General features: G+C 60.2%; 13 protein-coding genes. 7 read left to right on the top strand and 6 right to left on the bottom strand.

Features of this window, described 5'->3' with window-relative positions; genetic code table 11:
• The first annotated feature begins 135 nt into the window (after positions 1-135).
• The 3 genes from JRJ26_04135 (at position 136) to JRJ26_04125 (ending at position 4,289) form a co-directional block, all read left to right on the top strand.
• Complete coding sequence (locus JRJ26_04135; GenBank protein MBW2056668.1) at positions 136-1,140, top strand: zinc-dependent alcohol dehydrogenase family protein; 1,005 nt, start codon at positions 136-138, stop codon at positions 1,138-1,140.
• 63 nt (positions 1,141-1,203) lie between these two features.
• Positions 1,204-2,667 carry an NAD(P)H-hydrate dehydratase gene (locus tag JRJ26_04130; protein MBW2056667.1) on the top strand — a complete coding sequence of 488 codons (1,464 nt, stop codon included), beginning with the start codon at positions 1,204-1,206 and terminating at the stop codon, positions 2,665-2,667.
• Between the two features lie 38 nt (positions 2,668-2,705).
• Entirely contained in the window at positions 2,706-4,289 is a 1,584-nt protein-coding gene (locus JRJ26_04125) for an ATP-dependent DNA ligase (GenBank protein ID MBW2056666.1), read from the top strand.
• On the opposite strand, the gene JRJ26_04120 is transcribed toward JRJ26_04125, so the two are convergent.
• Positions 4,226-4,477 carry a hypothetical protein gene (locus tag JRJ26_04120; protein MBW2056665.1) on the bottom strand — a complete coding sequence of 84 codons (252 nt, stop codon included), beginning with the start codon at positions 4,475-4,477 and terminating at the stop codon, positions 4,226-4,228. The genes JRJ26_04125 and JRJ26_04120 overlap by 64 nt on opposite strands.
• A 292-nt stretch (positions 4,478-4,769) precedes the next feature.
• Between JRJ26_04120 and JRJ26_04115 the strand changes: the two genes are divergently transcribed.
• The 4 genes from JRJ26_04115 to JRJ26_04100 are packed head-to-tail and all read left to right on the top strand — an operon-like array spanning position 4,770 to position 8,970.
• Positions 4,770-6,308, top strand: a complete 1,539-nt coding sequence (locus JRJ26_04115) for a methylmalonyl-CoA mutase (GenBank protein MBW2056664.1) — start codon at positions 4,770-4,772, stop codon at positions 6,306-6,308.
• Between the two features lie 45 nt (positions 6,309-6,353).
• Positions 6,354-7,127: a FadR family transcriptional regulator gene (locus tag JRJ26_04110; protein ID MBW2056663.1), complete on the top strand. Its 774-nt coding sequence runs from the start codon at positions 6,354-6,356 to the stop codon at positions 7,125-7,127.
• A 44-nt stretch (positions 7,128-7,171) separates the two neighbouring features.
• Complete coding sequence (locus JRJ26_04105; protein ID MBW2056662.1) at positions 7,172-8,665, top strand: UbiD family decarboxylase; 1,494 nt, start codon at positions 7,172-7,174, stop codon at positions 8,663-8,665.
• On the top strand, positions 8,662-8,970 hold the full coding sequence (locus tag JRJ26_04100; GenBank protein ID MBW2056661.1) for a hypothetical protein: 309 nt from the start codon (positions 8,662-8,664) through the stop codon (positions 8,968-8,970). The genes JRJ26_04105 and JRJ26_04100 overlap by 4 nt, the downstream gene beginning before the upstream one ends.
• Before the next feature lie 45 nt (positions 8,971-9,015).
• On the opposite strand, the gene JRJ26_04095 is transcribed toward JRJ26_04100, so the two are convergent.
• Genes JRJ26_04095 through ilvC form a run of 5 tightly spaced genes read right to left on the bottom strand, consistent with a single transcriptional unit; the run spans position 9,016 to position 13,779 of the window.
• The gene (locus JRJ26_04095; protein ID MBW2056660.1) at positions 9,016-9,987 is read right to left on the bottom strand and encodes an ATP-binding cassette domain-containing protein; all 972 of its coding nucleotides are present in this window, start codon (positions 9,985-9,987) and stop codon (positions 9,016-9,018) included.
• Positions 9,977-10,972: an ABC transporter ATP-binding protein gene (locus JRJ26_04090; GenBank protein MBW2056659.1), complete on the bottom strand. Its 996-nt coding sequence runs from the start codon at positions 10,970-10,972 to the stop codon at positions 9,977-9,979. Before JRJ26_04090 ends, JRJ26_04095 begins: the two co-directional genes overlap by 11 nt.
• Before the next feature lie 5 nt (positions 10,973-10,977).
• A complete protein-coding gene (locus JRJ26_04085; GenBank protein MBW2056658.1) occupies positions 10,978-11,820 on the bottom strand; it encodes an ABC transporter permease in 843 nt (280 codons plus the stop codon).
• Complete coding sequence (locus JRJ26_04080) at positions 11,817-12,758, bottom strand: ABC transporter permease (GenBank protein ID MBW2056657.1); 942 nt, start codon at positions 12,756-12,758, stop codon at positions 11,817-11,819. Before JRJ26_04080 ends, JRJ26_04085 begins: the two co-directional genes overlap by 4 nt.
• A 7-nt stretch (positions 12,759-12,765) precedes the next feature.
• Positions 12,766-13,779, bottom strand: coding sequence for a ketol-acid reductoisomerase (gene ilvC, locus JRJ26_04075; protein ID MBW2056656.1), 1,014 nt, complete (start codon positions 13,777-13,779; stop codon positions 12,766-12,768).
• Between the last annotated feature and the right edge of the window lie 12 nt (positions 13,780-13,791).

Raw genomic sequence — 13,791 nt, 5'->3', positions numbered from 1 at the left:
TTGGCCATGGAAGGTCCCCACGTGTGAGTTTGAAGGCCTGAGTGTTTCTGATACAATGGAGGAGGTTTGGGGCGGGCCTGAGAGATCAGCCGCCGCCCGAGAGGTGAGCCCGGCCTAAGAGAGGAGGAGCGATGAATGAGAGCCATGGTACTTGAGGAGATTTCGCCCGTTGAGAAGGAACCCCTGAAGATGAAAGAACTGCCCCAACCCGAGCCCGGGCCTGGCGAGATCCTGGTAAGGGTTTCTGCGTGTGGGGTCTGCCATACCGAACTCGACGAGATCGAAGGGAGAATCGAGCCAAAACTCCCGGTAGTCCTCGGGCACGAGGTCATCGGAAGAGTGGAGAAGTCAGGTTCAGGGGGTGGAAAATACAGCCCGGGAGACCGGGTGGGGATCGCCTGGATAAATTCCGCCTGCGGGAAGTGTCGATTCTGCCGGGGAGGGAGGGAAAACCTCTGTTTGGAATTCAAGGCCACCGGATGCGACGTCGATGGGGGGTATGCCGAATATACCAGGGTTCCAGAGGAGTTTGCCTACCCTATCCCCGAAAGGTTTTCCGACTCTGAGGCCGCTCCCCTTCTCTGTGCGGGCGCAATCGGGTATCGTGACCTGATGCTGTCCGGCCTGGAAAAGGGGCAGGCCCTCGGGCTTTTCGGGTTTGGGGCTTCGGCCCATATCGTCCTTCAGATAGCCAAGTACTGGGGATGTGAGGTGTTTGTCTTTACGAGGGGGGCACAGCACAGGGATCTTGCCAGAAAGCTGGGAGCCGACTGGGCAGGCGGACCAGAGGACAGACCACCGAGAAAGGTAGATTGTGCCATCGATTTCACCCCTGTGGGGGAGACCGTACCTCGCGCCCTGAGGGTCCTGGACAAAGGCGGAAGGTTGGTGCTGGCGGTTATCAGAAAACGGAATCCCATTCCACCCCTGGACTATGTCGAGCTTCTATGGGATGAGAAGGAGGTAAAGAGCGTTGCCAACGTGACCAGGCAGGATGTCCGGTCTTTTCTGGCTCTGGCCGCAGAGATTCCAATTGTTCCGGAAGTCCAGGAATTTCGACTGGACGAAGCCAACAGGGCCCTGATCCTCCTCAAGCAGGGGAGGATTCAAGGAGCAGGGGTTCTGAGGATGGCCGGTTAGGGAGGGGCCGGGTGGAGCAGTCGGCTGCGGAGCTCACCGGTGGTCGAGCAAAAGGAGGAGGAGATGGTGGAATCGAAGGGAGGTGTCGACCTGGAAGAAGGGGCGAGGAAAACCAAGATACTCGACGTGAATGCGAGGTATTTTGGGCTGGAGACGTCGGTTTTGATGGAGAATGCCGGCCGCGGAGTGGCGGACGAGATTACCAGGAGGTATGGAAGGGGGAATAGTATCGGTGTATTCTGCGGCCTCGGAAACAACGGCGGCGACGGATTCGTCGTCGCCAGACACCTGATGAACAGCAACGACGTCACTCTTTTCCTACTCGGGAGCCCCAGGCAGATCAATACCGAGGAAGCAAAGAAGAACTGGCGGATCCTGGAAAACACGGATCTCAAGAGAATCTATATCAGAGACTCCGTGGACCTAGCCAGATACGATTTTGACCGGTTCGACGTCATTGTGGACGGAATGCTGGGGGTGGGTTTGACCGGGGAGCCTAGGGAGCCCTATAGGAGTACCCTTGCCAAGATAAACCGGGCCAAGGCCAAGAAGGTCTGTATCGATATTCCCACCGGGTACGGTTCGGAGCTCTCCATAAGACCGGATTTGACCCTGAGTTTCGAATTCCCAAAATCTCCGGGAGCCGAGGTCTTGCCCTTGGGCATACCCTCGGACATCGAGAAGAGAATCGGCCCAGGAGACGTTAAGGTCCTCAGAGGACGGAGGCCCGATGCACACAAGGGCCAGGGAGGCAGGGTGATGGTCATCGGGGGGTCTTCTTTCTTTAGGGGCGCCCTCGAGTACGCGGGCAGGGCGGCGGCCAAGATCGTCGATCTCGTCTACCATTGCTCTCCAGAGCCGTGCGCGGCGGTGGTGGAGAGGATACCGGATTTTATCGGCACCTGTCTGGAGGGGGAGGTTTTGGGCGAGAGGCATCTGCCGGAGATCGTGAGACGGATCCAGGAGTACCGCTGCGATTCGGTCCTGCTCGGCCCCGGCCTGGGCTTGGGACCTGATTCAGGAATAAGAGAGGAAACCAGGAGGATGGTCGTAGGCCTTGTCCGAGAGCTGAGGGAAAAGAGGTTTGTCATCGACGCTGATGGGCTGAACGCCATTCTGGAAGATCTCGACATCCTGCACGGGAATGTGGTGCTGACCCCTCATCGGGGCGAATTCAGGAGGCTGTCGGGGAAAGAGCCCACTCCGGAGAATGCGGCCGATTTTGCCGAGACCTACGGGTGTATCCTGACCCTGAAAGGGCCGGTCGATATTGTTTCAGACGGGACAAGGACGAAGTTCAATTACACCGGGAATCCTGGAATGGCGACAGGCGGAACGGGTGATGTCCTGTCTGGAGCGATCGCCGGCTTTGCTGCCGGAAATGACCCCTTTGAGGCCTCCCTGGCCGCGGTGTTCGTTACGGGCCTGTCGGGTGATCTGGTCCTGCAGGAAAAGGGATACTGTTTCACCGCAACTGATGTGGTGGAGAGACTTCCCGAGGCGATAAGGTGGGCCGAACAATTCTGAGACCGCTCGAGTAATCTCTCCACCCCAGGGGATCATGGATGCGGCTCCTTACTCTCGTGGAGATCTCCGAACGGGTCCGTTTGACGGAGAGGAAAAAGGCGAAGGTCTCCCTTATGGCCGGTTTGCTCGGCCAGGCACGGGGCCGTGAGATAGCCCTTGCGGCGAGCTATCTTTCGGGACGGCTGCCCCAGGGTCGGCTCGGTTTGGGCTGTAAGATGCTCCGGGAGGCAGCGGAGGGCCTGAGCCCCTCTCCCCGGCCGGTCACCCTTGTCGAGGTTGATGCCTTTTTCGAGGCTGTTGCCGGGGAGAGGGGAGCAGGATCTGCACAGAGGAGATTGCGGATCATCAGGGAGCTGTTCTCCCGCTGCGAGGAGGGGGAGAGAGCCTTTTTGACGGGATTGATCATGGGCGAGATCAGACATGGTGCCCTGGAAGGGCTTGTCCTGGAAGCTGCTGCCCGGGCCTCGGCGCTGCCCCTCGGGCGGCTGCGCCAGGCCCTCATGTTCTCCGGGGAAATAGGAGAAGTCGCCCGGGCGGCGCTCGAGGAAGGTGGAGCGGGTCTTTCCCGTTTCAGGCCGAGGCTTTTTCAACCAATCTCGCCCATGCTGGCCAGTCCAGCCGAGGATGAAAGAGAAGCGGCGGCGCGCCTGGGTGAGGCTGCCTGGGAATACAAGATCGACGGGGCAAGGGTACAGATCCATAAGGGAGGTGATGAGGTCCGTATCTTCACCCGTCATCTCAAGGAGGTGACCGGAAGTGTCCCTGAGATCGTGGCCCTGGCGAGGAACTTCGCTCCGACGGAGGCCATAGTCGAAGGAGAGGTCGTCGCCCTGGGGAGGGACGGCAAGCCCCTCTCCTTCCAGGCGACCATGCGGCGTTTCGGCAGGAAGAAAGAGGTGGCCGAGGTGCGGAAAACCATACCCCTCAATCCCTACTTCTTCGACCTGCTCTATCTCGATGGTGAGGCCCTGTTTGAGGTGCCGTACCGGGAGAGGATCAGACAGCTGGCATCGGTGGTATCGGCGGGGCATCTGATTCCCAGAATCATCACGGCCGATGAAAAGAAGGCGAGGGAGTTCCTCTTGCGGAGCCTGGAGGCGGGCCATGAGGGTCTGATGGCCAAGGCCCTCGAATCCCGGTACACGGCGGGGCAGCGGGGCTACAACTGGCTTAAGATCAAACCCTTCCATACCCTCGACCTTGTGGTACTGGCAGCAGAGTGGGGGCATGGAAGAAGGCGAGGGTGGTTGAGCAACCTCCACCTGGGGGCAAGAGACCCCGGGGCAGAGGGGTTCGTGATGTTGGGTAAGACCTTCAAGGGGCTCACGGACGAGATGCTCCGGTGGCAGACCAGAAGGCTTCTCGATCTGGAGCTGGGCCGGGACGGGGGGACCGTCTATGTGAGACCGGAGATCGTGGTGGAGGTCGCCTTTCACGATGTCCAAGAGAGCCCGCGTTACCCTGGTGGGCTCGCCCTGAGGTTTGCACGGGTGAAGCGCTTTCGTCAGGACAAGACCGCCCGGGAGGCCGATACCTTTCAAAAGGTGGAAGAGATCTTTCAGGAAGGGACGAAGAAGGAACCGGGCACGTCCGGAGCGGAGAAGAATACCAGTTCCCAGTAGTCCCTGAAGCGTTGGTATTTCAGGATGTAGGTATTGCCGTCATCGGCCCGCAGCTTGAAGTAGTCGTGATCCTCTCCGTGCCACTGATCGAGCAACTCCCTGACGTTGAGCCTTTTTTCCCCCATGTAAAAGGCCAGCGGCCTCTCGTTGACCTTGTACCCGCTATAGCATTCCACTCGGAGTCTCATACCGGTACTCTCCATCCCACACGGTGCGGGTTCTTTCGGTTGCGCTGTTTGCCGCCTGTTTAGGGCAAGCCCTGAAGCTCCCATACATAATACCCGGAGAAAGGGTTTATGGCCAGAGGGGGGGAGCTAAGGAGGCATGGATTCCGCGCCGGCGGGGAATCTGTTTGACATGGGTTGAGGGAAACCGTATAAATCTGGTATAACCTCAGACCATAACGAGGGGCAGACCGTGAATCCTTCGATTTTGACTCATTCAGGGATACCTGTGAAGCCCTATTACGGACCCGACGACATGGCCGACCCGGGCGACCCCGAGTGCGCGAGGATCGGACGGCCGGGCGTATTCCCCTTTACCAGGGGCAAGAACGAGTCCATGTATCGCCATCGGCCGTGGCTGATGGGATCGTATTCCGGGTTCGGGTCCGCCGAGGAGGCGAACCGCCGGTTCAAGGAGCTTCTGGCTGCCGGTACGACGTCTCTCAATGTGGCTCTGGATCTGCCCACCCAGCTGGGCCTCGACTCGGATGACGCCAGATCCAGGGGCGAGGTGGGCAGGGTGGGTGTGGCGATCGATACGCTCGCCGACCTGGAGCTCTTGTTTGAAGGTATCGATCTGGAAAGGGTGGAGAACCTGTCGTGTATCGCAAACGCCATCAGTCCTATCATGCTGGGGATGTTCATCGTTCTGGCGCAAAACAGGGGCATCGAGCCCGGTGAGCTGGCCGTATATCTGCAAAACGACAGCCTGAAGGAACTGACCGTCCGTGGAAACTACATCTTCCCCCCCGCGGCTTCCTTGAAAGTCTCGGTCGATGTCATTGCATACTGCCGCGCCCATCTGCCCAAGTCTTCCACCATCTCCTTCTGTGGTTACCATTTCCGGGAGGCGGGTTGCGATGCCGCGCAGGAGATCGCGTTCACCCTGGCCGATGCTCGGGCATACATGAGGGAGGCTATGGGAAGGGGGTTGGACATCGACGACTTGGGCCCGACTCTGAGTATGTTCCTCTCGGCGGGTATCGACTTTTTCGAAGAGGTTGCCAAGCTCCGGGCGGCAAGGAGGATGTGGGCGCGGATGATGAGGGATGAATTCGGTTCAAAGAATCCCGAGGCCCAGGCTATTACGATACGGTGCTACACCTCGGGGAGTCATCTCACGGCTCAACGGCCGCTGAACAACGTGGTTCGGGCGACGATAGAGGCCCTGGCCGCGGTGCTGGGCGGCGTTCAGGCCCTGGTGGTCTCATCCATGGACGAGGCCCTGGCCATACCGAGCAGGGAAGCCCAGGGAACGGCCCTGGCGACCCAGCAGATACTCTACTACGAGACAGGTGTGGGTAGAACCCCTGATCCTCTGGGAGGTTCCTATTTCGTAGAAGCCCTCACCGACAGCCTGGAGCGTAAGATCGAAGAGGAACTGGCCCGGATAGAGGAGCACGGCGGTGCCGTTAAGGCCATTGAAGAGGGCCTTATCCAGCGTACCCTCTCCGAGGCTGCCTACCGCCGCCAGGAGGAGATAGAGAGGGGCGAAAGGGTGATCGTCGGTCTCAACCGGTTTCAGGAGCCCTCCGGTGGAGGAGAGCTTCCAGAGATTTTCACCCCTGACCCGGAAGGCGAAGCCAGGCAGGTGGCCCGTCTGAAGGCCGTCAAGGAGAGGCGTGATTCAACAATGGTATCCCGGGCCTTGTCTCGGGTTGAAAGGGCCGCACGAGGGGATGAGAATGTCGTCCCAGCCGTTGTGGATGCTGTTCGGGCCTATGCCACCGTGGGAGAGATAGCCGACGCGCTCAAGGCCGTCTACGGCGAAGCACGGGATGCGGGGATCTTCTGATAAAGGCCGGGGGCCGGAGGTACACACGGAGGGGGAGTGCGATTCATGGATTCCCAACCCATGTTCAAGGATCTGGGGCGGAAGAAAAAGGCCTATGAGGAAGTGGCCGGCCAGATTCGAGACCGGATTTTCTCCGGAGGATTGAGACTGGGCCAGCGGCTGCCCCCTGAGCGGGATCTGGCCCTCCAGTTCGGTGTGAGCCGTGTGGCGGTCAGGGAGGCGATGCGGATTCTCGAGCTGTCCGGGTTTGTCACCGTCAAGAAGGGAGCCAGGGGAGGGACTTTCATAGCCCAGGACTACGACAGGCCGATCATGGATTCAATTGCGAACCTCATAGCGGGCAAGGGTATCACCCTGGAAAACCTCTTCGATTGCCGGGAGATTATTGAACCTCAGGCGGCTGCCCGAGTTGCAGAGTCGGGCACCGAGGATGATCTTCAACTTCTCGTCGACCTGATGGATGAGGCCGAAGCGGAGAGTCGCAGGGGGACACACATCCGTCCCTACAACATCCGCTTTCACCGGATGATCCTGCGCCTGTGCCGCAATCCTGTCCTGAGTGTAGTGGGCGAGACCGTCCTCGTCGTCCTGTCGGACCAGATCAAAGACCTGGTCAGCCCGGAAACGTCGCTCCAGGCCCTCGCCATGCACCGCAGGATTCTTCAGGCCCTGGTGCAGAGGAAGGTGGAAGAGGTCGTGCGCTTGATGGGTGAGGATATCCGGGAACTCGGCATACGCTTTGCGAATCTCGGCGGCCGGGGCCCGAGGGGGAGTCCGCCGGAGGATCTCTGGAAAAGGCTGAAGAGCGAACCTGTATGAGGAATCGACGTTTCTGAGAAACCGTGGATTTGGGAGGAAGGACGATGCCCTTCAAGGATCATCGCGAGTTCATGAGAGCTTTGAAGAAGACAGGCGATCTTGTGGAGATAGACCGGGAGGTAGACTGGGATTGCGAGGTGGGAGCGATCGGCCGCCGCAACTACGAAAAGGGCGGCCCGTGTCTCCATTTCACGAATATCAAGGATTATCCAGGAGGCTATACCATCCTCAACGGATCCACGGGGACCTGGCGCCGCGTGGCGATCTGCCTGGGCTTGGAACCTCAGACCCCGGTGAGGGATATCTACCGCCACTACGAGGAGAGGTTGAAGGTTCCCATCGAGCCCGTCACTGTGGGGAGAGAGGCTGCGCCCTGCAAGGAGAACGTCCAGATGGGGGACGAGGTCGATCTCTATACCTTCCCCGCCCCGATGATCCATGACGGTGACGGGGGGCGTTACATCGGAACCTGGGATCTTGTAGTGACCTCCACCCCTGATGGGACCTGGCAGAACTGGGGGATGTACCGGTTCATGATTCACAACAGGCGCTGGCTTGCAGGCTGGCCGCAGACGACGAGCCAGTTGGCCATGAAACTCAGGCAGTACTATATGCCCCGAAACCAGGCCATGCCCGTTGCGGTTGTAATCGGAGCCGATCCCAACAGTCACCTGGCGGCCACGGCTCCATTCAGACCCGGGGAGAGCGAAGCCCTCTATGCAGGGGGGCTGAACGGGGCTCCCATCGAGTTGGTGAGATGTGAAACCTCTGATCTTCTCGTACCGGCCAATGCCGAGATCGTGATCGAGGGGGAGGTGCCTCTGGACCAGACTGCGCCTGACGGGCCCTTTGGCGAGTATCCCGGGTACCGGAGCGGTACCATGGCCGAGGGTCTGGCCCTCAGGGTAAAGGCGATCACATACAGGAACGATCCCATCCTGACGATGATAGCCCTGGGCGTGCCCATAGACGACTCGAGCATCGCCGCCTCGCTGACCGCCGGGGTTGCAATGAAGCGCGGGTTGTTGCGCCGAAAGATTCCGATTACCGATGTCTATGTCCCTCCTGATGGGGTAACCCACCTGATCGTGGTGGGGGTGAGAGAGCGTGGTGCCGAGACGGCCAGAAGGATCCTCGAGTACTTCACTGCCCGACGGGTCATGGTGAGCAAGATCATAGTCGTGGAGGAGGATGTGGATCCTTTCAATATGGGACAGGTCCTTCACGCCTTTGCCTCCAAATGCCATCCGGGCAGGGGGATCCATGTCGAGCACTATGAAGGCCGGGCCAATTCCCTCTCACCCTTCTATGGTCCGGCGGAAAGAGCCGTGTTGAAGGGGGCCTCTGTCGCCTTCGACTGCACCTGGCCCGCGGATTGGGACCCGGAGATCATACCGGTGCGGGCCTCCTTTCAGGACATGTACCCCCAGGAAATCAAGGATAGGGTCATCAAGAACTGGAATGATTACGGTTTGAAGGAGAGCCGGGAAGCCTCGGACGCCAAGACCGGTCCCTATTTGGAAAGGAGCCAGCCGTGACAGAATATCAGACCTTTGTGAGGCGCTTCTCAGATCTCCATCCAGGCAAACACGTGATCTTCATCAAGGACCTCACTCCTGGCCCCCGGAAGTACGATACCCGTCTGGTTCTTGCCGAGCTCTCGGATAGAGGGGAGGATATTGCGAGTTGGGACAGGCTCTGGCTTCGATCCGAAGCCGGCCGCCTCTCAGAGCACCCCTGGGCCATTCGTATCCTCAAAGAGATGGGGGAGACCATCCGGGGTCGGCCTTACGAGGACGTTTTCTCCCTGACGCGGGACCTGACCGCTCGCTTGACCGAGTGACGCGGGCCGCCCTGCCGAATCCATGGGCCGGGTGATTCTCTGGGATCAGAGATGGCAGGCAACCAGATGATGGTCGCCGACCTGGCGGAGTTGAGGCACCTCGGTAAGGCACCGGTCCATCCTCTCCCGGCATCTGGGATGAAAGGGACAGCCCCCGGGCGGGTTCAAGGGGCTGGGTACCTCGCCGGTGACCGTACATTGCGGCTTCGGTGACAGGGGATCCGGATTGGGGATCGCAGCCAGCAGTGTGCGGGTGTAGGGATGGAGGGGGTGGCCGTACAGGTCGTCCACCCGAGCGGTCTCCACGATACGCCCTAGGTACATCACCGCAACCCGGTCGCACATATGCTCCACCACGGCCAGGTCATGGGCTATGAGGATATAGGTCAGCCCGAACTCCCCTTTGAGATCTTCCATGAGATTGAGAACCTGGGCTCTTACCGAGACGTCCAGGGCGCTGACCGGCTCATCGGCGATGATGAGCTTTGGATTCAGGGCCAGGGCCCGGGCGATGCCGATACGCTGGCGCTGTCCACCGGAGAACTGGTGTGGGTATTGGTCCCCGTGGCCGGGGTTGAGGCCGACTTTCTCCAACAGGTAGAGGACCCGGTCTTTTCGACTCTTCGGGGCGAGCTCGGGGAAATAATCCAGAGGTTCGGCGACGATCTGGGCGACCTTCATACGTGGATCGAGGGAAGAGTACGGATCCTGGAAGATGATCTGCATGTTTCTCCGGAGCATCCGGAGCCTGCTGCCCTGCAGGTGCGTAATGTCCTGGCCCTCGAACCGGATGGTTCCACTCGTCGGTTCTATGAGGCGGAGAATGCAGCGGGCCAGCGTGGACTTTCCGCAGCCGCTCTCCCCGACCAGTCCGAGGGTCTCCTGGGGCATGACCCAGAGGTCGACCCCTGTGAGCGCCTTGAGATACTGGCGAGGTCCAAAGAGCGAACTCCGGCGGAGAGGAAAGGCCTTGGACAGGCCGCGGACATCGAGGAGAGAGGTGGTCTCAGTCTGCATATGGGTGGTCCTCCGCCAGCCAGCAGGCCACCTCGTGGCCCTCCGCTACCGCGACTAGGGCGGGCTCTTCTCTCCGGCATCGGTCGGCGGATCTCTCACATCGGTTGGCGAATCGACAGCCCGGAGGGAGGTTGTAGAGGCTCGGTACCACTCCGGGTATTTCTGCCAGGCGCTTACGCTCTCCTTTGGATCGTGCCCCCAGCCTGGGCAGGGAATGGAGAAGCCCCAGGGTATAGGGATGCCGGGGATTGAGGAAGAGATCCGTCGTGGCGGCCGATTCGACGATGCGACCCGCATACATGACAAGGACCCTGGAGACGTACTGGGCTATTATGCCCAGATCGTGGGTGATGAAGATCGTGGCCATGCCGAGGTCTTCCTTGAGCCGGGCCAGAAGGGCGAGTATCTGGGCCTGGATGGTTACATCGAGGGCCGTGGTAGGCTCATCTGCAATCAGGATATCGGGCTTGCAAGCCAGGGCCATTGCGATCATTACACGCTGGCGCATGCCGCCGCTCAGCTCGTGGGGGTATTGCTTGACGGCTCTGTTAGGGTCCGGGATATGGACCTGGTCGAGCAGTTCCACGGTCCGCTGGCGGGCCTCGTGGCGGGAGATCTGCGTGTGAATTCTCAGGACCTCGCCTATCTGGTCTCCCACCGTATAACACGGATTGAGGGATGTCATGGGCTCCTGGAAGATCATGGAGACATGACGGCCTCGTATCTGCCGGATCCTCTCCCTGGGTGACTGGAGAAGGTCCTCACCCCGGAAAAGGACCCGACCGCGCACGATTCTGCCGGGAGGTGACTCGACCAGCCGCAGGAGGGAGAGGGCCGACACGCTCTTGCCCGATCCGGATTCTCCCACAATACCCAGGCTCTCCCCTCCTTGAAGGCTGTACGAGATGCCGTCTACGGCCCTGGCAACGCCGAGGGGAGTGTAGAAATATGTGGTGAGGTCCAGCACTTCGAGAATGGGGTCCATAATCCTCACCCGGAATAGGTCTGGCGGACTCGGGGGTCCAAGATGTCCCGGAGGGCGTCACCGAGAAGGTTGAAACCCGTCAGGGTCACCATGAGCATCAGCCCGGGAAAGGTAGTCAACCAGGGTGCCCCAAGGATATTCGTCCTGCCGTCGGCCAGCATGTTCCCCCAGGACGGGTTGGGAGGAACAACCCCCACTCCGAGAAAGGAGAGGCCCGATTCGATCAGGATTGCCGAGGCCATAAAGACGGTGGATGTGACGATGATCTGGGCCAGGGCGTTGGGCAGGATATGACGTCTCAGGATGGCCATGTCCGTGGCCCCTGAGGCTCGAGCGGCTTCCACGAAGTCCTGTTCCTTGATGTTCATAGCCTCTCCGCGAAGGATTCTCGAGTACCTGGGAATAAAGAGGATGCTGATGGTTACGATGAGATTCGGCAGGCTCCGTCCCAGGGCGGCCACGATAGCCAGGGCGAGTACGATGATGGGAAAACTCAGGAGTATGTCCATCAATCGCATGAGCAGTCCATCCACCCAGCGGCCGAAGTATCCGGCTACAAATCCCACCAGTGTTCCCACCAGGCAACCCAAGCCGACACTTGCCAGGCCGATGATCAGTGAAGGTCGGGCTCCCCAGATGATGCGGGAGAGTATATCACGGCCGTAGAAATCGGTTCCAAAGGGATGATTCCAGGAAGGAGGATTGTAGCTGTTGACAGGATCGACTGCGAGAGGATCGTACGGGGAGATGGCTGGTGCGAGGAGAGCCATGAGAAATACCAACCCTACGATGATGAGGCCGCCCGTGGCCTTTGGATTGCGCCGGAAGTCTCGTACAAAATCCTTCATGATAGCTTTATCTTGGGGTTCAGCAGGGCATAGACCAGATCTGTAAAGAGGTTGACCATGATAAAGAAGAAGGCGAAGACGGCCACAGATGCCTGAACCTGGGGATAATCCCTCTGGAGGATGGCGTCCCAGATGAGGGTTCCCAGGCCCGGCCTGGCAAAGATGACCTCGATGATGACGGCTCCGCCGAGAAGTTGGCCCGTAGCCAGGCCGATCACCGTAACCACCGAGAGCATGGCATTGCGAAGGGCGTGTTTGAAGATGACCCTTCCTTCCTTCAGTCCCTTGGCCCGGGCGGTGCGGATATAGTCCTGGCCCAGCACCTCGAGCATGCTCGAACGGGTCAGGCGCGTGGAAAGCCCCAGGAAGCTGATTCCCAGAGAGAGGGCCGGCAGTACCAGGTGATGGAGTTGATCGAATATGTTTCCGGCCTGTCCAATGCCGTAGATGGGGAAGAGGCCGAAGTAGTATGAGAAGAAGAGAAGCATCAGGAGTCCCAACCAGAATTGGGGCATGGACATGAAGAGGAAGACCGCCACCGAGATCGAATAGTCGACCCAACTGTCCCGCTTGACCGCACAGAGAACACCTGCAGGCACGCTGATGAGGATCATGACCAGAACCGCCGCACCACATAGACTGAGGGTATGGGGAAGAGCCTCCCTGACCCGGTGGAGCACGGGGGTCTGAGTGGCCAGGGATACGCCCCAGTCGCCCCTGGCGAAATCGGCGAGATAGATACCGTACTGGACGATCAGGGGCCGGTCGAGGCCGAGCTGGTGCCGCAACCTGGCAAGATCCTCGGCCGTGGCCTGAGTGCCCAGCATGGCCTGGGCCGGATCCCCGGGGATCAGCCTGAGGAGGAGAAAGAGAAGCGTCACCGCCCCTATGAGGGCGGGTATGGCATGGAGGATCCGCCGGACAAAGAAGGAGACCACGGCCGTTCTACCCCTGCTTCTTGCGCATCATCTCGAAAAGGCGTTTTTCCGCCTTCACGCTCTCGTGGTTGAAGGCCATTTCCATGAGCCTCCGCATCACGGGGAATCCCGCTTCCTGCTCCTGGGTCCATTCGCGGGCAAAGCGCCCGTCCCTGATCTGGTCCACAATCGATCGGAAGTGCCGGCGCGTCTCCTCCGTGGCTGCGGCCTGGCCTCTGGTCAGTTGGCCGTACTGGCTTGTACGGGAGTGGAGCAGGAGCTGGTCCCAGAGGCCGAGATCCGCGGCCGCCTGTGTCACTGCCTGTGCCTCCCCGGAGGCATAGAGCTCCAGCAGTATGGCCGAGGGGCCGATGCCGTACTCTCGCAGCACGTCGAAGGCCGTCCGAATCGACCAGAGGCGCACCCCTGCGAGAGCGTGTTCGCTGAAGAGATCGAGGATCGTCTCCTCCTCGAAGCTCGACTTCAAGGCCCCTGCCCGCGTGGAGCCGATTCCCTTGGCCAGGGCCAAAAGCAGGGACCATGCCCTTCCGGTGGCGTCCTGGTGGACACCCACCAGGCTGGGGAAACCCCTCCCGTCCAGGAACCGGTCTCGCACCCCTTTTCCGATCATCCTCGGGGCGAGAAGCACGACATCCAGATGAGCGGGGGGGCTGATGAAACCGAAATAGACGTTGTACCCACTGGCAAAGACGAGCATCTCTCCGGGGCTCAGGTGGGGAGCCACGGATTCGCCATAGAGGGAGGGCATCACCTCGTCGGGTACGAGAAGCACGACGATCTGGCCGGCCCGAACCGCCTCGGGGACCGAGAGAGGCTCGAATCCGTCGTCTCTGGCCCGGTCGAAGGAGGTGTCCCGTTGGCTTCCCACCACCACCTCTATGCCGCTGTCTCTCAGGTTGAGGGCCTGGCTTCGCCCCTGGTTTCCATATCCGATGATACTCACGGTTCGGCCGCGCAGATGGGTCAGATCGGCGTCGCGGTCAAAGTAGAACCGGTCCTGGGGGGTGGGGGAATCAGCCATCGGGATGCCTCC

The sequence above is a fragment of the Deltaproteobacteria bacterium genome, from assembly GCA_019308905.1.
Classification (GTDB): domain Bacteria; phylum Desulfobacterota; class BSN033; order WVXP01; family WVXP01; genus JAFDHF01.
Note: the sequence above shows the minus strand (reverse complement) of the source record. Positions and strands in the feature narration are given on the sequence as shown.